General features: G+C 41.7%; 19 protein-coding genes and 1 pseudogene. 9 read left to right on the top strand and 11 right to left on the bottom strand.

Going from position 1 to position 21,637, the window contains the following annotated elements:
- The 3 genes and pseudogenes from EWV60_RS23450 to EWV60_RS17025 all read right to left on the bottom strand — a co-directional run.
- Positions 1–120: pseudogene (locus EWV60_RS23450) on the bottom strand (DUF4351 domain-containing protein); the annotation flags it as partial.
- 611 nt (positions 121–731) lie between these two features.
- Positions 732–2,828 (bottom strand): tetratricopeptide repeat protein, encoded by a 2,097-nt coding sequence (locus EWV60_RS17030; RefSeq protein ID WP_287233593.1) that lies wholly within the window; start codon positions 2,826–2,828, stop codon positions 732–734.
- Between the two features lie 23 nt (positions 2,829–2,851).
- On the bottom strand, positions 2,852–3,352 hold the full coding sequence (locus EWV60_RS17025) for a hypothetical protein (protein ID WP_287233590.1): 501 nt from the start codon (positions 3,350–3,352) through the stop codon (positions 2,852–2,854).
- Positions 3,353–3,550: 198 nt separating this feature from the next.
- On the opposite strand from EWV60_RS17025, the gene clpS reads away from it, so the two are divergent.
- From clpS to EWV60_RS17010, 3 genes are all read left to right on the top strand, one after another.
- A complete protein-coding gene (clpS, locus tag EWV60_RS17020) occupies positions 3,551–3,838 on the top strand; it encodes an ATP-dependent Clp protease adapter ClpS (RefSeq protein WP_002738526.1) in 288 nt (95 codons plus the stop codon).
- Complete coding sequence (locus EWV60_RS17015) at positions 3,831–4,649, top strand: CPBP family intramembrane glutamic endopeptidase (RefSeq protein WP_287233587.1); 819 nt, start codon at positions 3,831–3,833, stop codon at positions 4,647–4,649. The genes clpS and EWV60_RS17015 overlap by 8 nt, the downstream gene beginning before the upstream one ends.
- 107 nt (positions 4,650–4,756) lie before the next feature.
- The gene (locus EWV60_RS17010) at positions 4,757–4,957 is read left to right on the top strand and encodes a hypothetical protein (protein WP_080601654.1); all 201 of its coding nucleotides are present in this window, start codon (positions 4,757–4,759) and stop codon (positions 4,955–4,957) included.
- An 11-nt stretch (positions 4,958–4,968) separates the two neighbouring features.
- Here the strand turns inward: EWV60_RS17010 and EWV60_RS17005 are convergent, their stop codons facing one another.
- Complete coding sequence (locus tag EWV60_RS17005) at positions 4,969–7,029, bottom strand: AAA-like domain-containing protein (RefSeq protein WP_287233584.1); 2,061 nt, start codon at positions 7,027–7,029, stop codon at positions 4,969–4,971.
- Between the two features lie 176 nt (positions 7,030–7,205).
- The gene (locus EWV60_RS17000; protein WP_287233581.1) at positions 7,206–8,462 is read right to left on the bottom strand and encodes an AAA-like domain-containing protein; all 1,257 of its coding nucleotides are present in this window, start codon (positions 8,460–8,462) and stop codon (positions 7,206–7,208) included.
- Between the two features lie 144 nt (positions 8,463–8,606).
- Between EWV60_RS17000 and EWV60_RS16995 the strand changes: the two genes are divergently transcribed.
- From EWV60_RS16995 to EWV60_RS16980, 4 genes are all read left to right on the top strand, one after another.
- Positions 8,607–8,903, top strand: coding sequence for a hypothetical protein (locus tag EWV60_RS16995; RefSeq protein ID WP_041804305.1), 297 nt, complete (start codon positions 8,607–8,609; stop codon positions 8,901–8,903).
- Positions 8,890–9,774 carry a hypothetical protein gene (locus tag EWV60_RS16990; protein WP_069474284.1) on the top strand — a complete coding sequence of 295 codons (885 nt, stop codon included), beginning with the start codon at positions 8,890–8,892 and terminating at the stop codon, positions 9,772–9,774. Before EWV60_RS16995 ends, EWV60_RS16990 begins: the two co-directional genes overlap by 14 nt.
- Positions 9,775–10,100: 326 nt before the next feature.
- Entirely contained in the window at positions 10,101–10,688 is a 588-nt protein-coding gene (locus EWV60_RS16985; RefSeq protein WP_194033001.1) for a hypothetical protein, read from the top strand.
- Positions 10,689–11,147: 459 nt separating this feature from the next.
- Positions 11,148–12,944 (top strand): protein kinase domain-containing protein, encoded by a 1,797-nt coding sequence (locus EWV60_RS16980; protein WP_287233576.1) that lies wholly within the window; start codon positions 11,148–11,150, stop codon positions 12,942–12,944.
- 142 nt (positions 12,945–13,086) lie between these two features.
- Here EWV60_RS16980 and rsgA read toward each other — a convergent pair whose 3' ends face one another.
- The 4 genes from rsgA to dnaK all read right to left on the bottom strand — a co-directional run bounded on the left by rsgA (position 13,087) and on the right by dnaK (position 17,778).
- Positions 13,087–14,163: a small ribosomal subunit biogenesis GTPase RsgA gene (rsgA, locus tag EWV60_RS16975; protein WP_287233574.1), complete on the bottom strand. Its 1,077-nt coding sequence runs from the start codon at positions 14,161–14,163 to the stop codon at positions 13,087–13,089.
- The gene (locus EWV60_RS16970) at positions 14,164–14,385 is read right to left on the bottom strand and encodes a sulfurtransferase TusA family protein (protein WP_002738399.1); all 222 of its coding nucleotides are present in this window, start codon (positions 14,383–14,385) and stop codon (positions 14,164–14,166) included.
- 2 nt (positions 14,386–14,387) lie between these two features.
- Positions 14,388–15,512 carry a molecular chaperone DnaJ gene (dnaJ, locus tag EWV60_RS16965; RefSeq protein ID WP_002792864.1) on the bottom strand — a complete coding sequence of 375 codons (1,125 nt, stop codon included), beginning with the start codon at positions 15,510–15,512 and terminating at the stop codon, positions 14,388–14,390.
- A gap of 223 nt (positions 15,513–15,735) precedes the next feature.
- A complete protein-coding gene (gene dnaK / locus EWV60_RS16960) occupies positions 15,736–17,778 on the bottom strand; it encodes a molecular chaperone DnaK (RefSeq protein ID WP_287233571.1) in 2,043 nt (680 codons plus the stop codon).
- A gap of 413 nt (positions 17,779–18,191) precedes the next feature.
- On the opposite strand from dnaK, the gene ahr reads away from it, so the two are divergent.
- Positions 18,192–19,196: an NADPH-dependent aldehyde reductase Ahr gene (gene ahr, locus EWV60_RS16955; protein WP_016516931.1), complete on the top strand. Its 1,005-nt coding sequence runs from the start codon at positions 18,192–18,194 to the stop codon at positions 19,194–19,196.
- A 28-nt stretch (positions 19,197–19,224) separates the two neighbouring features.
- Positions 19,225–20,106, top strand: coding sequence for a Uma2 family endonuclease (locus tag EWV60_RS16950; RefSeq protein WP_287233568.1), 882 nt, complete (start codon positions 19,225–19,227; stop codon positions 20,104–20,106).
- Positions 20,107–20,264: 158 nt separating this feature from the next.
- Here the strand turns inward: EWV60_RS16950 and gifA are convergent, their stop codons facing one another.
- On the bottom strand, positions 20,265–20,432 hold the full coding sequence (gifA, locus tag EWV60_RS16945; RefSeq protein ID WP_002739262.1) for a glutamine synthetase inactivation factor IF7A: 168 nt from the start codon (positions 20,430–20,432) through the stop codon (positions 20,265–20,267).
- Positions 20,433–20,824: 392 nt separating this feature from the next.
- A partial coding sequence (locus EWV60_RS16940) for a formylglycine-generating enzyme family protein (RefSeq protein ID WP_287233566.1) occupies positions 20,825–21,637 on the bottom strand: 813 nt, incomplete at its 5' end.

Below are 21,637 nucleotides of genomic sequence, written 5' to 3'. Positions count from 1 at the left end.
ATACACATCAATTTCTTTAATTTCTGAGGTGACTTCTTTGCTGACAACTACTGTACCGTAGGGAGAAAGAAGGGTTTCTAGGAAGTCTTTGCTAAATTTATCCCAAATAAAGCGAGTCATTTCAGTTATCAGTTACCAGTTATCAGTTATCAGTGACTACCACCTAAACTCGGTAGCTTGAAAAAGGTTAATTGCCTCAGTTGCTGATTTTAGCCTCCAGATTAATCATCGAGAATTGAGCAAGCGATCGCATTTATGATCTGATTCTAATTTATTGAGGGTCAGTAAGAATAGTGATAATTGACATTTCTTAAGATTTTATCTCCGACTACTGATAATTAACATTAACATCGACAAAAAAACTTTCTAAAATTTGCTTAGATAAAGATAGATATTGACATTTGCTGTTAAATTAGTCAGCTTATCGCCTCTGCTAAAGATGCCTTCTGGCAATCAAAACCCAGAAAACCAATCGCGTGAACTGATTGAAGAAAAATTGCGTTAAGCGGGATAGTCTATCAACCTCAATGGCAGTTTAAAACTCCTTTCTAGCAAGAATTTACTAATATTAAGCCAGCACTATTTAACGGATATATCTTTTAATTACCTGATACTTTTTAAGAGATTAACTATCTCATCGGGGAATCTTTGCTGTAATTATTTATCGGATAATCGCGACAACAGAATCATAAAATTTTGCCTTACTTTTTGGGTATCGGGATGATTTTCTCCTAATCTTTCTTGATAAATAGCAATATCATAAAATTTTGCCTTACTTTTTGGGTATCGGGATGATTTTCTCCTAATCTTTCTTGATAAATAGCAATAGCTCTCACATACAACGGTTCCGCTTCTGCGTATCTGCCTTGGTATTTGTATAATTCTGCTAAATTATTGAGACTGGTAGCAACATCGGGATGGTTTTCTTCTAATAGCTGTTCTATCAGAGAAAGGGAGCGCTTATACAACGATTCTGCTTCTGCGTATTTGCCTTGGTATTTGTATAATAGTGCTAAATTATTGAGACTGTTAGCAAAATAGAGATTGTTTTCTCCTAATAGCTGTTCTATCAGAGAAAGGGAGCGCTTATACAAGGGTTCCGCTTCTGCGTATCTGCCTTGGGAGCAGTATAATCCTGCTAAATTATTGAGACTGGTAGCAAAATAGAGATTGTTTTCTCCTAATAGCTGTTCTATCAGAGAAAGGCATCTCTTACACAAGGGTTCCGCTTCTATGTATCTGCCTTGACTGAGGTATAATTCTGCTAAATTATTGAGAATGTTAGCAAAATAGAGATTGTTTTCTCCTAATAGCTGTTCTATCAGAGAACGGGAGTGCTTATACAACGATTCTGCTTCTGCGTATTTGCCTTGACAGCGGTATAATGTCGCTAAATTATCGAGCCTAATAGCAAAATCGAGATTGTTTTCTCCTAATCGCTGTTTTATCAGAGAAAGGGAGTGCTTACACAACAGTTCTCCTTCTGCGTATTTGCCTTGTAATTCATATAACACTGCTAAATTATTGAAAATGTCAGCAACATAGGGATGGTTTTCTCCTAAGCGAGATTGGATTTCTTCACAACATTTTGTTAAGGTAACTGCTGCTAAATCATATTCTCCCTGTCCCTTATAAAACAAAGCTACCCCAAGAAACACCTGAATTAAATTATCTTCCGGGTTGGGAATATCATCTAACATGGTTTGACTGACAAGTTGCAGATGGGGAATTGCGGGATTTACTGCTGTAATAATCTCCCTTGTGGGGGTTTGCGGGATAGTTTTAGCAATGGTTAACAAAGTTTCCACAAAAGCGCATCGATAAAGAGAATTTATCTCAGTAATTGCCTGTAATTTCTCTTGAAAAAATTCTCTCACGAGGGGATGAATCCGATAAAAAGAATAGTCCTCATCCACGGGTTGCATCAGATGAGAATTATCCAATTGTCCCCGCGCTTCTTCTAGTTCGCTTTCGGTAATTTCCGTGGATTTTGCCGTATCTTCTAGCAACGTCCAAGCAATAGCCACCGGTGCGAATAAACTCAACAGCATTGCCACTTTTTGAACAGCAGAACTTAAATCATCCCAACTGATTTTAATTGCGGCTGCTACCCCTAAATGTCCATAATCTCTGTGGTTTCTTTCCTTGGTTAAAGCAGTATGAGCTAAATTTAATTTATCGCGTAAATGGCTAAACTTTAAATGACGATTTTTCGCTAAATATTCCCCCACCAACTCCACTGCTAAGGTTAAGCGTCCTAAAATTTTGTGACAAATCTGTTCTACTAAAGCTTTTTCTTTCTCAACTTTAGCAGTACCAACAATTTTGGTTAATAACTCTACACATTTATCCAAGGGTAAAACATCTAAAGCTATAGACTCAAATTCCGTACTAAGACACCTTTCCCTAGTGGTGACTAATATCTTAATCCTAGAATCTTTTGGTAACATTTGATCGGGAATTCGGTCGATATTGGGGACATCATCGAGAATTAATAATAATTTTCCCTGCTGAGGTAGCCAATTTTGCCAATACCAGTCCACTTGTTTTTCTAAAGATTCTTTTTTCAATATTTCTGGTAAAGATAGATAAGGACCGGCTAATTTAACTATTTCTTCTGCTAAACCCGATAGTCGCAAGGATAACCAATATTGTGCCGCGTATTCCTGTTGGTATCGTTTCGCATATTCCAAAGCTAAAGCGGTTTTTCCTATTCCCCCTAACCCTTCCACCGCGCAAACAATCACCCCTTGTTCTGTTTGCAATTTCTGATGAATTAAGGTTAACTCATCTTCCCTCCCGACAAAATTAACCGTACTTTTGCCCACATTACTAGGTATAGAGGGAATACTTACTTTTTTAGACGATTTTTCACTCCTGCGATCACACGATTAAATGTGGGAAAATAACGCTTAAAAGTTGACTCAGTATCTAATTCCGCTTCGTAGGTCAGGGAAACAAAAGGGGGTATAGTAGATATGGCCGCTTTTAATTTGGCTGCTGCCGATCGCTCTGGTTGATTGAGTTTAGCCAGAATTTGATTTAATAATTCTAAGATTTGTGCAGAAGCAAGTTCTAGGGGTGGTTCTTTGGTAATTGCCGTCAATTCTGTGACAATTTCTGCTACCATTACCTCGGCATCAGGAAAAGATGCTTCTTGACTCTCGCTGGCGATTAAATCCCATTTTTCTCGTTCCAATTCTTTAATTTCTATGCGCTTATCGTTTATGCGTTGCTCCAAAAGAACTTTATCTTCTGAACGCGCAACTGTCCACGCATCGCGGATTCCCGCTAATTGTTCTTTTAAGCGTTGAATATTTTTATCGAGATTTTGTAATTCGTCAGTAGCCATGGGAAAATAAGCTTAAATTACAGGGTTAATTTAATTATGATCTATCCATCTAGAAATGTCATTCCTGTGGCTGTCCCCCACTCCCCAACACCCAACCCCTCACGGATCACAGAAAAAGCCTAGCTCAATCTGGAAATTTTGATTATGATCATTAGTAATTGACCTTTATTTGTGATATAGATTCAAAGGAGAGACACGGTGTCCACAGAAGTCATCGAAAAGCGTTCCACAGCGACAATCCGTAAACCAGCACCGCGTTATCGCGTTTTACTCCACAATGACGACTTTAACTCGATGGAGTATGTGGTTCAGAGTTTAATGCAAACGATCGCCGGTATGACGCAACCCCAAGCAGTTGATATCATGATGGAAGCGCACACTAATGGTACGGCCTTGGTGATTACCTGCATCCAAGAACACGCGGAATTTTACTGTGAAACCTTGAAAAATAAAGGTTTAACCAGCAGCATCGAACCCGATGAATAAAAGATTGCGGGTAATTGCCACTTACCCAGTCCCCCTGCGACTGGGAATTTTTATTTTGCTCCTACTTTTTCTCTGGTTGCCGATCGCACTTCCCCTCTATCACTTTTTTGCCACTAATGCCAATCTTGTCTCAATTTTGACCCTTTCTGTTCTCTATCTGGAATTTTTGGGGTTATCCCATTGGTGGGGACGGACAATTTATGGCGATGAGGGATTAGCCGATTATGGGTTGATTTGGCGAAGAAAAACGCTGATCAAGTTAATTAACGGGTTAGCGATCAGTTTATTTTTCACTTTCTCGCTTTTTCTGTCCCAAGGGTTCCTAGGTTGGTTAAATTTCTTACCCGCAAATCCCCAAATCAGCAAAATCATCCTGGAGGGGTTTTTAGTCGCTTTAGCGGTGGGTTTTGCGGAAGAATTGCTATTTCGGGGCTGGTTACTGGGAGAATTAGAAAAGGATTATCGTTCCGCTATCGCTCTAGTGATTAGTGCCTTAATTTTCGCTCTTGCTCACTTTATTAAACCTTTAGCCGAAATTATCCGCACTTTTCCCCAATTTCCTGCCTTAGTCTTGCTAGGATTGGTTCTCGGTTGGGCCAAACGCGCCTGTGGTGGTAATTTGGGTAAAAGTATCGGTCTGCACGCGGGTTTAGTCTGGGCATACTATATATTAAATGTGGGTCAGTTAATTAAATACACTGGTACTGTTCCCGATTGGTTAACTGGAATCGATAAAAATCCTTTAGCGGGAGTGATGGGTTTACTTTTCCTGACAATTCTAGCTATCTGGATCAGAAAAAAGCAGTTTTGAGTGAACGATAGGGGATTAAATCAATTACTATAAAGGGGAAATTGCCCATGAGAGTTATAGCCGATTTCAATTTTTGATGGGTTATTTTTAGTTTAATTCTCTGGCTAATGATTGGCAATCTCCTCTACTATATGCAAGTAATTGTTTTACGTCAAAAGAACCCACAGGTTAATTCCTCTCCTGTTGTCAGGAGTCAATCCTTCAATGTTTCTGACCTATTCTTTTTATTTTGGTCACGGGGAGGGGAAGGAATCCGAGTATCATTATCCGAGGAATTAACGGGTGGTAATGGAGTATTTAGTAATTAAAAAATTGATGTTTATTCAATAAGTTTTTGACAATCTAGATTATCTTGCAAAGCTCGATCGATATCCGATTTCCAAGCTCTGTCATTATACCAACGTTTTGCCCAAAATTGAGCTTCTTTAAAGTTATCAGAAGTTGGGGGGATTTTGCACAAAATTTCAAAAGCACCTTCTCTACCCGGCACATCAGCGACAAAATTATCGACAGCTAGTCCTATTGCTTGCTGAATTAACCTTAATTCATTTAATTGAGTCCCACACTTGTAATAAAACTGATCACCTTGTTGCTTTTGCAAGTCTTGCAGTTGTTGAATATTCTTTTCTAAGCTAATATTAAAATCTCGTTTAGTACAAATTTCTGGAATACTAGGTGAGGGTTCCTTATCGGGAGTTCTTTGTGGTAGCAATGATAATAAGGACAAAATAATAAACGTACCAAGTAGTAATAGTACCGACGAAAAGGTAGAATCCTCCTCCTTAACTAATTTTTCTAATTCTTGTTTAACCCATTGAATATTAAATACCTCTTGATAAATTCGATTGGTCACTTCTAGATACTCATCATTTTTAATCACTAATTCTGCTTGCTGAAGTGCCAATTTTTCTGGTTTGTTATCAGCAAAGACTCCCCCCTGCTGCAAAATTTCTTGATAGATTTCTAATCTTGACCTAACATTTTTATCAGGAGTTAAGAGACTGTTTTGTATTTTCTGGAGATGGTCTGCTGCTTTATTTTGTAACCAATTTTCTACAATATTTTTCTGAATCAATTGTTCAATTTTTGGTTTTTCTTGTCCTTCTCGTAACTCATTTTTATTGTCGATTAGCAAAAGGATAACTATTATCGTTAACTCCCAGTTACCACCTGTCCAAGCTGGAATTTCCTCAATTAAAGCTGCTCTTTGATTCTCATCAAATTCAGTCCTTAATAGTATTTTATCTAGTTGATCTACTTTTTCGTAGTATGCAGGGATTTTATTTAATTCCGTTGTCACCCAATTTTCATTAAAAACATTTCTATAAATCTTATTATAAACTTTTAACTTTTGTCGGTCTTGAACTACCAATCCCGTTAAGCGTAATTCTATTTGATCGCGACTACCATCATCGGTAATTTCACCATTTTTTAAAATTTCTAGGTAAAGCTTCAGCATTCTTCTACCCGTGACAAGCTTATTTAATAAACGATTCCGAATAGTTTTTAGGTGTTCTGGACTATCTTGAGATACCCAGTTACTAATTACTTGCGACTGGATAAAATCGCCGACATTAATCGGGGTTGCTGGGGATTCCTTGCCAAATCCAGGGCGAGATGTGGAGATTAAATGACAAATTTTTTGAGTTAAAAACGGTTGTCCACCTGTCCATTCTATAACCTCCTCTAAAACCCGTTCCGGTGCGATAACTTTGTCCTGCAATCCCTCGGCAAGTTTTCTGGCATCCTTTATAGTAAATCCAGATAATCGAATATCTTGACCAATATTAAAAGGACTACGATTATTATCTCGAATAAAGTTAGAAACTGCCGCTACCCCCAACATACAAAAGGTTAGACGTTGGTAATCCCTATTATAAGGACGTTTTTCATGACAGCTACGCAGCCAAGCAAAGAAATCATCTGTGGAAAATTTTAAACTCAGAACGCTATCAATTTCATCGAAACAGATAACAATAGGTTGGGATACCTCCTTTAAGAGAATTTCCTCAACAAATTGATCAAGACGATTAATAGCTGATTTGTAGGCTCGTTCATCCCACCAAGTTTGCTCTTTTCCCCGAATAGAAAGATCAAATCGTTTAACCAGTTGCTCAAATAATACTCGATACCAAATATCTTCGGAGATGTTTTTTCCTATACCACTCAAATCAATGGTAGCACAATCAATATTATCCTCTTTCAGTCGTTTTTGTGTCTGTACCCACAAACTTGATTTTCCCATCTGACGGGAATTTAACACATAGCAATACTGTCCATTTTTTAGATAGTTATAAAATATATCATCTGCTTCCCGCTTGATATAACTAGGTGCATTTAGGGGGACGCTGCCTCCAACATAATAAAAATTGGTCGCCATAGGATTAAAATTAGCAATTTGTCTGATTGGTTAAGTTCGATGAATAATTTAATCAAAGGTTATCTGTCCCTAAGCTAGTCCGCATTTAAAGTTCTGGGTTCGATGGGGGAACGGGGAACAGGTGAAAACGAATATTAGATTTAGATGTACAACAGTTTAACTCAATATATTGGATTTTAGGAGGATAGGCGATACCTAAAATAGTCGCTGTATAGTGGATAACGGGGTTGAACAGCATTCTGCACAAAGGTTACTAATCCTAAACTATGAAGTTGCCAATTAATTGCTGCACCTAAATCAACGGGAGAAGAGGACTCTACAACCTTTTTCATTCCTGCTGCTAGGTTTGGATGTTCTTGTAAGTTTAGCAAATGTCCTCGCAAATGATCCCCATAAATTCCCGCTTCCGTGGCTGCTGTCTCTAAAAAATCTGCTAAAGACAGTTGTTTTTGGGTAATCCCATAAATCGCTTTTTGGATTAAATAGGGATGTCCCCCGACAAGATTAATTATTTTTTGCAGTTCATCTTTTCCCAAGTTAGCCTGATATTTATTAGCTAGAGTCAAGACCTGTTCTAGAGTAAAATCAGGTAACAGTATTTCTGTTCCTACATTCACAGGAGATTTATTCAGGTCAGCAGGAACATAATTTTCTGTGGAATAGGTGATAATTAAGTGTAACTTTTGCCAAGTATTATTATTTTTTGCCTCCTCGTGCCAAAGACGAAATAAACTAAGGAAATCGTCAGCAACGCTGGTATAGGTAAAGAGACTATCTATCTCCTCTAAAACTAAAATTAGGGGTTTATCCAGCTTTTTGAGCAAATGGTCTTCAAAATAGGCAGTACAGCTATAAAGTCCTAATCCTTCTAGCCATTTTTCCTGAAAGAGAGCAGCTAACCCTAATTTCTTGGAAATAATCAAGGCAAACCAAGAGAGCAATCGGTCTAAATCGCCGAGAATTCCTTTGCCTGCTTGTAAAAAACTCAAACTGACGGTTTTATACTGTCTTTTGTCAACTTGACTCAAAATTCTATCGACTAATAGGGTTTTACCCATCCCCTTGGCTGATTTAATCCGCAATAATGAACCTGCTTGACTCACCGTCTCCAGACAAAGCTGTTCCACTGGAGGACGTTCAACATACTTGGAAAAATCCGCAGCCCGGTTTTCTCCCTCATCCTCAGACGTGGCAGCCGGTGTTTCCTCCAACTTATCCCAGTCAGCGATTTCTCGATAATCAAGGCCTAATTTTTGACAAATTTCAAAAAAATTGAGATTACTAATCGATTTACCGTTAAGAAAACGGCTAATAGTCGATCTTGCGAATCCTAACTCCTCAGCAAGCAGCTCTTGACTTGCGTAACCATTGAGTTTAACTGCTTGTTTGACTCTAGGGATATATTCTGATTTTACTTTAAGCGATCGCCCCATAAACTTCCATCAATCGACGCAATCTCTATTTTATCGCAAAAAACTCAGACATATCTCAGTCATTCTCAGTCATGAACTCAGAGAGTCATGACTGAGGATCAAGATGTACTGGTCGAAGTGTATTTATAAACTACACAAAACAGAATGCTTGACATATTTCCTTCTAAGTCCAAAGACAAGGGTGATTCTGGGACTTCAGCTAAGTCTGACAATTATTTAACCTCCGCGGAGAAGTCTCTTTTATCTGATTTACTCAAAGTTAGGGCTGCCACTGCCTTGAGCTTTGAAATTGAAACAGATAGAATTGGAGAAGCTGACTTACAAGATAAATTAGAAAAACTAGCGGACAAAGGCTATATCAAAGTCAATGAAGAAGAAAGCTACAAAATCTTTACTCCCACTTGGAAAACTCGTTGGCTGAGGGTAAATGGTATTTTGTAGTCAGGTTCTAACGGAATTAGACAAGTTTCCTTTTTTCAGTTCATTCACCCATTACCTATTTTTGGTAGATTCTCAGACAACTGCTGCCACCGATCTTTTCAGCGAAATACGGAAACTTCTGGGAGAAGATCGGTGGCCTTTTGTCGTGACTGCGATAATTATTGGAGTAGCAGTTGAAACTGGAAGTAGCTATTTCTCAGCTTTTAGGATTCGTCATTTATTTCCCGATTTAAAAAAGGATTTTTTAAATACTTTTGTTAGGTTATTAATTCTCAAAGTTCTTATATCAATACTCTTATACCTTTTTATTCAATTTATATTTTCTCTATTAAGCTCAATCGAGGATAATGTATATGTTGGTTTAATCATTGCTCTGGTCTTCGGTTTTATTATTAGTTCCTTAAACCCTAATTTAGAACAAATCGACCAAGTAACGGGTGGATTTAGCTTATCGACAATTAATCCTGTCTCCAGTCTGATCAAAAAGCTATTAGAGTTGTACCAAGGATTTCAAATATCTATTATTAAGCCTTTAGATACGAAACTGCTAAAGAAGAGAACCAGCCTATATAATTCTATCAAGCCTAGATTTAATTGTTTTCAAATAGTTACTCTTCAGGAATACATCCAAGAATTAATCAGTAGATTTACCCTGAAAGAAACGCAAGAGAAATATCAAGGAAGATTAAACGCTATCATCGGGGGAAATTTTAGTGACGAGAATAAGAAGAGAGAAATATTAATATGGTTATTATTTGATATTATGGAGGTTACTTATGAAGAGATCAATAAAATTAGAAATCACCCAGATCAATCAGAAATTTTAATAAGACTGGGAGAAATAGAACAGGGGAATAGTACGATAAATTAAACGTCGGCCAGTTAATTAAATACACTTGTACTGTTTTTGATCGATTAACTGGAATTGATAAAAATCCTTGAGGGGGAGTGATGGGTTGACTTTTCCTGACAATTCTCACCATCTGGACCAGAAAAAAAGTAACCGATGTAAAACCGAGCAGTTAGACTGTCTTCTCTCCCTGACAGGTGTTTTGAGGGGTTTTTTCGCCCATAAGTATTAAGGGGTATGCTGCCGATATGTCCGATGAATGACAATTTTCTAGCGATCGAGCCTTTCCACTACGGAAATTCGAGTTTATTATAAAAAGAAATCCTCTCTCAGGTAAGAGCGGTAGTATGGCTTACTCGACACAGCAGTTAATTGAAATCCTCGAGCGAGAAATGCACGCCACTTGCAAAGGGGAACGTCTGTTACTCTCTCCGGCGGAGCGCATTGATAATCCGGTGATTGCCAAGGCGATCAATCTAGAAAAGGTGGGCAAAGTCTTCGCCTATCAGGATTTTCGCCGCCAAGTTCACGATTATCAACAAAAATATCAGGTTTCGGGCATTATCTGGCGTGTTTGTCAATGGGGCGATCGCACTCTTCGTTATCCCGAAATTCATAATCAATTAGTTCCCGTCGCGGGTGACAAGGAAATTCTCATGGCTGCCAAAGCTTCCGTTTTAGAGTTTTGGAACAGTATCACCCCTAATATGAATTTTTGGTGGGCGCTTAACTCCCGTCCTCCCATTTCTGCCGATTCTCTAGCTGAATTAGTCGCCCAGTCCGAATGGGCGGAGTTAGATGTGGCGCGTACAGAATTATATCTCGGCCTCTGTTGGGGTAATCCTTTAGAACACCAGTATCAATGGGCGCAACCCTTTTCCGGTTGTCATCGCATTATCGCAGCCGTCGATGAACCTAGTTCGATTAAGGTATAAAGGACTTCCAAAAACTAAACCATTCATTCATTCTATTGTAGCCATTGATATCAAAACAGGTGTTTTTGAATTAACAAAAGATATCCTCACGGCTTTCGATCAACTTTTAACCCGATTTTTACAAGAGTTCTTATCTAGTCTTAAATTAGCAAAAGTTGCCAAAAATTAGGGAAAAAGTTCATTGATAAACTGCGCTATCTTCTAGCTTATGTGTGTCAAGAAATCAGCTTTTTACACTAGATAGATAAAGTCATAAAATGTTAACAAATGTTGTCGAAATGGGATGTTTCTACCGCTAAATGTTAAATTTTATTACAGGATGCAACATTTGTGGTCTAGATGGATTTAGATTATCAAAATAAATGGCCAATTAAATACCCTCTTTATCTGATTTGCCCTACCATCACCTCAGTTATTAGTTATCGGTGAAGATTGTTAAGTAAACGGTAATGTTTCCCCATGACGGATTTAATTCTACAAAATCGTTACAAAGTCCTGCGATTAATTGCCGATGGTGGTTTCGGAGAGACTTTTTTGGCAGAAGATAGCCAAATGCCTTCAAAACGTCTCTGTCTGATTAAACAGCTAAAACCGATTAATGATAATCCCCAGGTTCACAATCTTGTCAAAGAAAGATTTGAGCGAGAAGCGGCTATCCTAGAAAAATTGAGCGAAAATAGTCCTCAAATTCCCAAACTGTACGCTTATTTTGAGGAAAATAATCAATTTTATTTAGTGGAGGAATTTATCGAGGGGGAAACTCTCAGCCAAAGAATACAGAGTAAAGGAGTTTTTAGCGATGATCAAGTCAAAGAGATTTTAGTTAGTATTCTACAGGTTTTAATTTATGTTCACGGACAAAAAATTATCCATCGAGATATAAAACCCGATAATATCATTCTACGGATTTATGATAATTTACCGATCCTAATTGATTTCGGTGCGGTTAAAGAAACTATGGGAACGGTGGTTTCTAATTCGGGCCATTCTCTTAATTCTATTGTTATCGGTACTCCGGGTTTTATGCCATCAGAACAGGCGATCGGTCGTCCGGTTTATAGTAGTGATCTCTACGCTTTAGGATTGACGGCTATTTATCTACTAACCGGCAAAACTCCTGAAATGTTAGAGAGCGATCCGATGACAGGAAAAATTTATTGGCGGCAGTTCGCTTTAAATACTAATATCAGTTTAGCAGCTGTGTTAGATAAAACTATTTCACTGCGCTCTAACGAACGTTATTTAACCGCAAAAGAGATGTTAGAAGCGCTACAAAATACCCCATCAATTGTAGCAACAAATATCGTTGTCCCCACTCCTCCTCCCGCTCCTACTCAAGTAATTTCTCCTGTAACTTCAAAACCTGTTTCTAATCCCCGCACTTTACCTGAATGGGTGAAAGCGATAATTATAGGGAGTATGATCGGTACTGGCATTTTAGGTGGTTTTGTCTTAAGTCATTATCTCTCAAATTCTTCTGGAGATAAATCAATTTCTCCGTCACCTTCCCCAGAGAATCAAGACTCAGATATTACCATTAATAATGAGTTTCCTAAACCTGTCTGTGGAGATGAGAATATCACCGATACTTACTATAAAGTTGTAGTAACTGATGAGGATAGTTTAGAGAGAGTGAAAAATAACTTTTGTCGCGATGCTGTTGTTAATGATGGTAATATTCAGGTGGCAACTTTTAGGGACTTAAATCGCGCTCAAGAGCTACAAAGGCAACTAATTAAATACTTTAATCAAGTTAAAATCACCCAAGGTGTCATCGATACCTCACCGGATCCTGAACCTGTCTATTCACCCGTTCCTCAACGGACAGTTAACTCTATTTCTCGTTCAGAAGCGGTGGATTTAATCGAGCGCTGGTTAAAGGCAAAAAGAGATATTTATGGTCCCTCCTATCAAACCTATTTAGGAGAAGAATTACTTACAGGTAAAGCTTATAATGACAAAATAAAGCGCTCTGATGGTCAAGAAAGTTCTTCCGAATGGTTAGCTAATAATGGTGCTTATTATATCTATGGAGTTCAGAGAATAGATTCAGTTAATAATTTTACAACCTCTGGCGATCAAGCTACAGTGGATGTGGTGGTTACTGAAGAAAGAACCCTCTATAACAGTCAGGGTAAAATTGATCAAAAAAATAGTGCTTTTACTACCTCATTGGTTCGCTATAATCTTGAAAATGACGAGGGAACATGGAAAATAGCCAACTCTAGAACTCTTAAAAATTTAGTTCGTAGATAAGTTGAATTAATTGCAAAAGGGCGAGAATAAAAATCAAAAATAGTTCAGATAAAAACCCATAGATACAGTCATTGCTGTTAAATTTTCATTTTTAGAAAGTATTTATAAATTAACCCTGAAGATAAAAGTATCCTAACCGATTCTATTCAGAATCATCATTATAAATATCTCGGAGAGTTTTATTTTCGTAGCGTTCCTGATCTTGATTTTTGCCGCGACGGGAAGGACGACGATATTTTTTATTAGCTAATTTGGGTTCGTAGGTTTCTTGCCCTGCTTCTTTAATTTTTAACTTTAAACTTGACTCTTTTGTGCTAGTTTTCTGCAATGACTGTTCTCGTGTAATCGCTTCTTCTAAAAACTCTAAATAATGTTGGTAACGTTCCCAATCTCCCCTAACCACACAGTTAGGTTCCCGACGATGAGTACAATCATTAAATTGACAATTTCCTAAAGCTAAACGCTCTCTCACTTCCGGAAAATAAAAAGTTAATTGTTCCGGTGAACAGTTAATATCCGGTTGGTTAAACCCCGGACTATCGGCCAATAAACCCCGATTTGGTAAAGCAAATAACTCCACATGACGGGTAGTGTGACGACCTTTTTGCAGTTTTCCCGACACATCCCCCACCCGTTGATTAATCTCAGGAATTAGGCAATTAATTAAACTCGATTTTCCCACCCCGGACGGACCGGCCAAGAGAGTGATTTTATGGTTTAATTGTGCCAATAAAGCCTCAAATCCCCTATTTTTCTCCACACTGACAAAAAAGGGCCGGTATCCCCAACCAGCTAGGCGATCGCTCCAAATCTCTATTTGTTCCGGTTCCCCCAGATCAATTTTATTGACACAGACCGCAATTTCTAAGCCTGTGGACTCCGCTTTCACCAAAAAACGACTGATCAGCCAAGGATCGAGAACGGGTTCAGCAAGGGCAAAAACTAGCAAAATCTGCTCGATATTGGCAACGGCCGGCCGATCGATCTCGGTACTGCGGGGGAGAACTTCTGCGATCGCACCCTGCCGATCATCAAAATTGGCCTCCTCCACACGCACCCGATCACCAACCATCACCGATTGACCGATTTTTTGCAAGCGAGCGCGACGGGTACAGAGAAGATTCTCGCCCATAACGGCAGAATCCAAGCGTACCTGATAGAAATTCGCCTGTACAGCCACCACTGTGCCGTATAAATCGGTTAATTGTGCATCTACCATTTAGGAATCGGGGCGATAGACTTTGAGCACAAAAAAGCTATCTCGGTCCTCGATCGATTCTATCTGATAACCCTCCACTGTCAGGCTAGTGGGAACCTGTTCGATCGGTTCCCCGGCATCTAACCAGACTTCCAACCGTTCCCCGGCGGTCATTTTCTCTAATTGCAATTTTGTCCGGACAAAATTAATCGGGCAGGGAGTGCCGCGCAGGTCTAAAGTCATAGTTATTTATGGAAGATATTACCTAAAAATCCCTCGATGCCGCCTTTCCCCACGGTTTCCCCGCGAACTTTTGCCAATTTTTCCAGTAAATCCCGTTCTTCTCCAGTGACACGGGTAGGAATCGAGATTTTAACGGTAATACGATGATCACCGCGACTGACGGGATTACCTAATTTGGGAACCCCTTTACTTTCTAAAATCAGTACGGTGTTCGGTTGAGTACCGGCTGGGATAATCAGGTCTTCTTGGCCATCTACCGTATTAACTTTAATAGTACATCCTAAAATCGCTTGGATATAACTAATCGAGATATTCGATTTAATATCATTGCCTTCCCGTTGAAATTCTGCATCTGTTTCCACGGTTAGATAAACGAATAAATCCCCCGGCGGCCCGCCTTTCAGTCCTGCGTCTCCTTCCCGGGCAACGCGCAACTTCATGCCGTTGTCAACCCCTGCGGGGATGGTAATTTTCAGTTTTTTGGTTTCCTGTTTACGTCCAGAGCCGCCGCAAACATCGCATTTTTCCTCGATCACTTCTCCCGCACCGTCACAGGTGGGACAGACCGAAACCTGAGCAAAAGTACCGAAGGGAGTACGGGTGGCACGACGCACCTGACCAGTACCATTGCAAGTAGTACAAGTACGAGAACCAGTCCCCGGTCTGGCCCCACTGCCTTTACAGGTTTGACAGGTTTCCAGATGACGGATGCGGATTTCCTTTTCGCCGCCAAAGACCGCCTCGCGGAATTTTAGTTTAAAATCGAGACGTAGATCCTCGCCCCGGGTAGGGCCTGTGCGTCGGCGGGCCGTTGTTTGGCCGCCCATACCCCCAAAACCACTAAAGATTGTCTCAAATATATCGGCGAAACCGCCCATATTGTCGGGATCAAAACCGGCAGCGCCCCCAGAAACCCCGGCCTCACCAAAGCGGTCATAACGATTGCGGGTTTCTGGTTCCGAGAGAATTTCGTAGGCGCGGTTAATTTCTTTGAAGTGTTCTTCGGCTCCCGGTTCTTTGTTAACATCGGGGTGGTATTTTCGGGCGAGACGACGATAGGCGCGTTTGATGTCTTCTTTGCCGGCATCTCGCGAGACACCTAGAATTTCGTAGTAATCAGTGGGCATAGGGGGCTATGGTTCTGCTGGCAATTTATAAATAAAGTTTAAGTCTAGTTGTTACTTTAACAAACTATACATAGTAGTTTAGTTGGGTTATCCCTACTATTTTTGCTGGGGGTGAGGGGTTGGGAAGTGGGAAGTGGGAAGTGGGAAGTGGGAAGTGGGGTGTGGGGTGTGGGGTGTGGGGAGAAGGGGAGAAAAAAGCTGATTACTGATTACTGATCACTTTTTAATCTACGGCCTCGTAGTCACTGGTGCTCATTTCTTCCCCATCGTCGGGATCATCATCACTGCCCGATTCGGTGGATTTAGTTTCCAGATTACTATAGGTTCTGGTTCTAGTGCGGGAGAGGGTTGGCCTATTGGTGAAGGTATTCGAGGAAGTAGCCCGGGTGGGTCGAGTCAGTTTTTCGGTGACATCGATCGATTCAAACCCAGCACCGTTAAGGGGTTGGTTTTGCTCTTGTCTCCCCGTGTAGATGCGGGTACCGATTTCGAGGACAAGCTGACGAAATTCTGCCAAGGTGGTTTTTAGCTTTTCTGGGGATAGGGAGGGGTCGCGCAGAGCGATTTCCAACTGTTGCCGCTTCTGGTCGGCCAGTTGCCGGATATCGGGGGCGACTAACTGACTGTTTTCCCTGAGGGTGACTTCGTAGCTATAGAAAAGACTATCGCACTGCTGGCGAATATCGATCATTTGCAGACGACGGCGATCGGATTCGGCGTATTTTTCGGCTTCTAGGCGCATTTTTTCAATTTCGTTCGGTTTCAGCCCTCCAGTATGGCTAATTAAAATGCTTTGTTCTTTGCCGGTGCCTTGGTCGCTGGCGGCCACTTTCAAGATGCCGTTAACATCGATCTCAAAGGCCACCTCGATTTGTGGCACCCCCCTAGGAGCGGGAGGAATTCCTGTCAGGAGAAATTTACCCAGGGTTTTATTATCCCGGGCCATGGTTCTTTCCCCTTGCAGAACATGAATTTCCACGGAAGTTTGACCATCGGCAGCGGTGGAGAAAACCTGAGATTTACTGGTGGGGATAGTAGTATTGCGATCGATAATTTTGGTAAAGACTTCGCCGAGGGTTTCAATGCCGAGGGAAAGGGGGGTGACATCAAGTAGGAGGATATCTTCTACTTCTCCACCTAAAACTCCGGCTTGAATGGCTGCCCCCAAAGCAACGGCCTCATCGGGGTTAACAGAGCGATCGATCTGGCTGGTAGAAAAGAAACGGGAGATTAATTGCTGTACGGCGGGCATTCTGGTGGAACCACCAACGAGAACAACACGATCGATATCGCTAGGCTGCAGTTCGCTATCTTTGAGGGACTGTTGTACGGGTCCGAGGGTTTTTTCCACTAATTCCCTGGTTAATTCCTCGAATTTAGCGCGAGTTAGTTCCAATTCTAGGTGTTTAGGGCTAGTTTCGTCGGCGGCGATGAAGGGGAGATTGATCGAGGTGCTAATCATGCTAGAAAGCTCGATTTTGGCTTTTTCGGCGGCTTCTCGCAGTCTTTGGATCGCCATGCGATCGCTGGACAGATCGATGTTTTCTTGACTTTGAAAGTTCTCCACCAACCACCGCACTAAGAGATTATCAAAATCGTCCCCCCCAAGATGGTTATTGCCGGCCGTGGCTTTCACTTCAAAGACCCCCTTCCCCAGTCGCAGGATGGAAACGTCGAAGGTTCCTCCCCCTAGGTCAAAAACGAGGATATGTTGATCTTCGTTTTGTTTATCTAAACCGTAAGCTAGGGCGGCGGCGGTGGGTTCGTTAATAATTCTTAATACTTCTAGTCCTGCAATAATCCCTGCGTCTTTAGTGGCTTGACGTTGGGCATCGGTAAAATAGGCGGGAACTGTAATCACGGCCTCGTTAATCGCTTCTCCCAGATAGGCCTCGGCATCGGCCTTTAATTTTTGCAGGATCATGGCCGAAATTTCTTGGGGGGTAAATTCCCGATCGCGAATTTTGATATTGACGGTATCATCGCGACCGCGTTGGCAATGATAGGCAACTCGTCCCCTTTCGGTCTCGGTATCTTGCCAACGCCTACCGATAAAGCGTTTGATGCTATAGACGGTATTTTCGGCATTAGTGACCGCCTGACGTTTGGCCAGTTGTCCCACTAGGCGCTGGCCCTTGCCGAATCCCACGATACTAGGAGTTGTCCTTCCCCCTTCCGAGTTAGGAACTATAATCGGCTGACCTCCCTCGAGTACGGCAATGCAACTGTTGGTTGTCCCTAAGTCGATGCCGATGACTTTTCCCATGACGCTCTAATAATAATGATAGTTAATAGGATACAATCGCTGACAAAAATTATCCCCAAATTAGAAGCGGGCTTTTTACCTCGTCTAATCTTGCCCCGGTTGAAAGCTGGTAGTTTTCCTGCGAGGCTAACAAAACTTGTCGGTAAAGTCCGCAAGCCTGACCAGATTGGTGTAGTGGACTATATATCAAGAGTAACCCAAAACCAGTGATTTTGCTGATGCTTCCGCTTCCTATTCTTTGTAGTATCAAAAAATCACGCTTTTGACTATTTGGCGATCGCTGACCAGATCAAATCCGTTCCCTTCTCCCTACTTCCCACTCTTCTATGCCTTTCAAACAGGATTGAGGACAAGCCATACTCAGATAAATTTGGGATAAGATAACCAATAAACCGATCCTAGAGGACTTAATCATGATTAGAGCCTATGCTGCCCGAGAAAAAGGGGGGAAACTAGAGCCTTTTGACTACGATCCGGGTATATTAGGGGATGAAGATGTGGAAATCGCGGTGGAATATTGCGGCATCTGCCACAGTGACCTAAGTATGCTCGATAACGATTGGGGACTGACCACCTATCCCTTTGTCCCCGGTCATGAGGTGGTCGGTACGATCGCCGCTCTTGGTGCTAAAGTCAAAGAGTTAAAATTAGGGCAAAGAGTCGGTCTGGGTTGGTTTTCCCGTTCCTGTTCCACCTGTGAAACCTGTATGTCAGGGGATCAAAACCTTTGTGCTACTGCCGAAGGAACTATCGTCGGTCGCCATGGCGGTTTTGCCGAAAGAGTCCGGGCCCATCATAGTTGGTTAGTTCCCTTGCCGAACCAGTTAGATGCTGCCAAAGCTGGCCCGCTTTTCTGTGGTGGCATTACCGTCTTTAATCCCATTGTCCAATTTAATATTAAACCCACGGCCCGAGTTGGTGTCATTGGTATTGGTGGATTGGGCCATATAGCCTTAAAATTCCTCAAAGCTTGGGGCTGCGAAGTAACCGCTTTTTCCAGTAGTCCCGACAAAGAAACGGAAGCAAAAGAACTAGGGGCAACTCATTTTATCAATTCCAGAGACCCAGAGGCTTTGCAATCGGTACAAAATTACTTTGATTTCATCATCTCCACCGTTAACGTTAATCTCGATTGGGGTCTTTATATCGCCTGTTTACGTCCCAAAGGTCGTCTGCATATTGTTGGCGCTGTTCTTGAACCCATGGCTACCTACGCTTTTCCCTTGATTATGGGTCAAAAATCGATTTCCGGCAGTCCTTTGGGTAGTCCCAGTACCGTCAGTAAAATGATTGAATTTGCCTCTCGCCATGGCATTGAACCAGTCACAGAAACCTATCCTATCTCCCGGGTGAATGAAGCCATGGAAAAATTGCGAACCGGACAACCTAAATATCGCCTCGTCTTGCAAATAAAATAAAACCATCTCTATCCCGGACGTAACCCCGATGACTCAACCCCTCACTCCTCCAGTTATCGATTGGGAAGAACCTCCCATTCCCCCAGAAGACTTGATTTTTGATGATGGAGAACCTTTGGAAACCTACCGTCACCGCAAGGCCATGAATGTGTTAATCGATTCTATCGAACAAGCCTATCAGGATCGAGAGGACTTTTTTGTTGGCGGTAATATGTTTATTTACTTTAGCCGTGAGCGGGTTTTTAATAAAGATTTTCGCGGCCCCGATTTTTTCGTTGTCCTCGATATCGATGGTAGTTATAAACGACAAGGATGGGTGGTTTGGAACGAAAACGGACGTTATCCCGATGTGATCGTGGAATTAATGTCAGAAAGCACCGCAAAAATCGATTTAACTATCAAAAAAGACCTCTATGAGCGGACTTTTCGCTGTTCCCAATACTTTGTTTATAATCCCTTTGATGCCACTTCCCTGCAAGGTTGGGCTTTAGACCAAAATCAATGCTATCAAAAAATTATTCCCGACCATCGCGGTTGGTTATGGTGTCAACGTTTGGGATTATGGTTAGGAGTCTGGATGGGCAGCATCCAACGAGAAGAAGCTCCTTGGCTGCGTTTTTATGACCTAGATGGCAATTTAATCCTCCTACCTGCGGAATTAGCCGAAATCGAACGTCAGAATGCTGAAATTGAACGTCAGAATGCTGAAATTGAACGTCAGAACGCTGAAATTGAACGTCAGAATGCTGAAATCGAACGTCGGAATGCTGAAATCGAACGTCAGAACGCTGAAATCGAACGTCAACGGGCCAGGGATGCCTCTCAACAGGCCGAAAGCGAACGTCAACGCGCGGAACGTTTAGCGGCACAATTACGGCAATTAGGCATAAATCCCGATGAAATCCCGTAATCGGCCCAAGACTGACCCCTATCTCTAAAAACCGAAAGCCCACACCTTCCGATCTCGGTTTGTGTGGGCTGATTGTTCACTTAATTCTAAGATTGAAAGCGTACACTTTGGCGAAATCTCAGAGCCTAACTCAGAGTAGCACCAGAGCGATCATAAGTTTAGGAAGAGAAGTCGGCCGAGAAGCGACGTTGAACGGTTTCCCCGTGGCCATTGTCATTGTCAATACCGATTTCAGAAGCACTTCTGCCTAACATCGATTGTTGACGATTTTTGACGGCGTGGTGGTGACGCATCATTAAGGCACGAGCTTGTTGTTCTGTGGACATAATCATTTCCTCCGAGCTGCAAATAGTGTTTAGAACTTTTTTAATCACCCACTAATATATATAACATACAATTCTGTATCTATTTTTACAAAACGCCCTATTCCCAGAAAAATTCACAAAACTTTACAATAGGAGACGGGAGACGGGAGGACTCCAAAGAACCTAGGTGACGAATATCCATAGCTCCTTGGAGCTGTTGAATGATTTGATCAGGTAAATCGAGGACTTCCACCAATATTATCCTAAATCCGTTGAGTAACCCACAGAAAACCAGTTTCTCCGAGAAACCCCTTTTCTACTCATGCTACCTCAATTTTCTCAAAAAAAAATCGACCCGCCGCTAGGCGGGAAAAAGAGAAAAAAGGGTAAAAAGGGTAAAAAGGCAAAAAGGGTTACAGAGTCCTCCCAGCACCGCACACCACCCGAAAACCGTCGTAGTCGTCGCCGTTGCCGCGGCGGGCGAGGTTGTTGCGAATCGCGGAACGGCAGTTATAAGGATTGCTGCCCCAGGAACCGCCCCGCAATGGAGAACGATTATCATTACCATTTTTTATCCAAGCACTGCCATCCCTTGGCGCTCCGATATAGTTATCGTGCCAATTGTCCTCGCACCACTCCCAAACATTGCCACTCATGTCATACAGTCCCCAACCATTGGGCCTTTTCTGGCCCGCAGGATGAGTTTTACTCTGAGAATTTGCGCTATACCAAGCGTAATCTCCTAACTGATTAGCATCATCACCGAAATAATAGCGAGTAGTAGTCCCCGCACGACAGGCATATTCCCATTCCGCTTCCGTCGGTAGGCGATAGGTTTTCCCTGTTATTTGACTCAATTTTTGACAAAAGGCTTGAGCATTGTTCCAACTAACCCTTTCTACCGGATTTTGGGGATTGTTTTGAAACTCAGAGGGATTGGTTCCCATTACCGCTTCATATTGTGCCTGAGTCACTGGATATTTGCCAATCGCAAAACTGTTGACTTTAACTTGGTGTGGAGGCTTTTCATAATCACTGTCAGCAGATCCCATGAGAAATTGACCTGCTGGTAAGCTCACCATCTCCAGTGTGACTCCGTTGGATATTTTTTCGGTAAATGGAGTAGGTGAAGCAATTAGGGGTATTGGTGAAACAGGCTTTTTGACTGCTGCCGGTGCTGGTGGAGGTGACGGGGGAGAAGTCCATCCCAGAGGTTGTAAGGCATT

Source organism: Microcystis sp. Msp_OC_L_20101000_S702 (assembly GCF_007095705.1).
Classification (GTDB): Bacteria; Cyanobacteriota; Cyanobacteriia; order Cyanobacteriales; family Microcystaceae; genus Microcystis; species Microcystis ichthyoblabe_A.
Note: the sequence above shows the minus strand (reverse complement) of the source record. Positions and strands in the feature narration are given on the sequence as shown.

Coding starts and splice junctions, on each gene's coding strand:
- EWV60_RS16970 (WP_002738399.1), bottom strand. CDS start 14,385: ATGACTTTAGACCTGCGCGGCACTCCCTGCCCGATTAATTTTGTCCGG.
- EWV60_RS16985 (WP_194033001.1), top strand. CDS start 10,101: ATGGCTTACTCGACACAGCAGTTAATTGAAATCCTCGAGCGAGAAATG.
- ahr (WP_016516931.1), top strand. CDS start 18,192: ATGATTAGAGCCTATGCTGCCCGAGAAAAAGGGGGGAAACTAGAGCCT.
- gifA (WP_002739262.1), bottom strand. CDS start 20,432: ATGTCCACAGAACAACAAGCTCGTGCCTTAATGATGCGTCACCACCAC.
- EWV60_RS17010 (WP_080601654.1), top strand. CDS start 4,757: ATGATTGGCAATCTCCTCTACTATATGCAAGTAATTGTTTTACGTCAA.
- EWV60_RS16950 (WP_287233568.1), top strand. CDS start 19,225: ATGACTCAACCCCTCACTCCTCCAGTTATCGATTGGGAAGAACCTCCC.
- dnaK (WP_287233571.1), bottom strand. CDS start 17,778: ATGGGAAAAGTCATCGGCATCGACTTAGGGACAACCAACAGTTGCATT.
- EWV60_RS17025 (WP_287233590.1), bottom strand. CDS start 3,352: ATGGCTACTGACGAATTACAAAATCTCGATAAAAATATTCAACGCTTA.
- EWV60_RS16990 (WP_069474284.1), top strand. CDS start 8,890: ATGGTATTTTGTAGTCAGGTTCTAACGGAATTAGACAAGTTTCCTTTT.
- EWV60_RS17000 (WP_287233581.1), bottom strand. CDS start 8,462: ATGGGGCGATCGCTTAAAGTAAAATCAGAATATATCCCTAGAGTCAAA.
- EWV60_RS17005 (WP_287233584.1), bottom strand. CDS start 7,029: ATGGCGACCAATTTTTATTATGTTGGAGGCAGCGTCCCCCTAAATGCA.
- dnaJ (WP_002792864.1), bottom strand. CDS start 15,512: ATGCCCACTGATTACTACGAAATTCTAGGTGTCTCGCGAGATGCCGGC.
- EWV60_RS16980 (WP_287233576.1), top strand. CDS start 11,148: ATGACGGATTTAATTCTACAAAATCGTTACAAAGTCCTGCGATTAATT.
- rsgA (WP_287233574.1), bottom strand. CDS start 14,163: ATGGTAGATGCACAATTAACCGATTTATACGGCACAGTGGTGGCTGTA.
- EWV60_RS17015 (WP_287233587.1), top strand. CDS start 3,831: ATGAATAAAAGATTGCGGGTAATTGCCACTTACCCAGTCCCCCTGCGA.
- EWV60_RS16995 (WP_041804305.1), top strand. CDS start 8,607: ATGCTTGACATATTTCCTTCTAAGTCCAAAGACAAGGGTGATTCTGGG.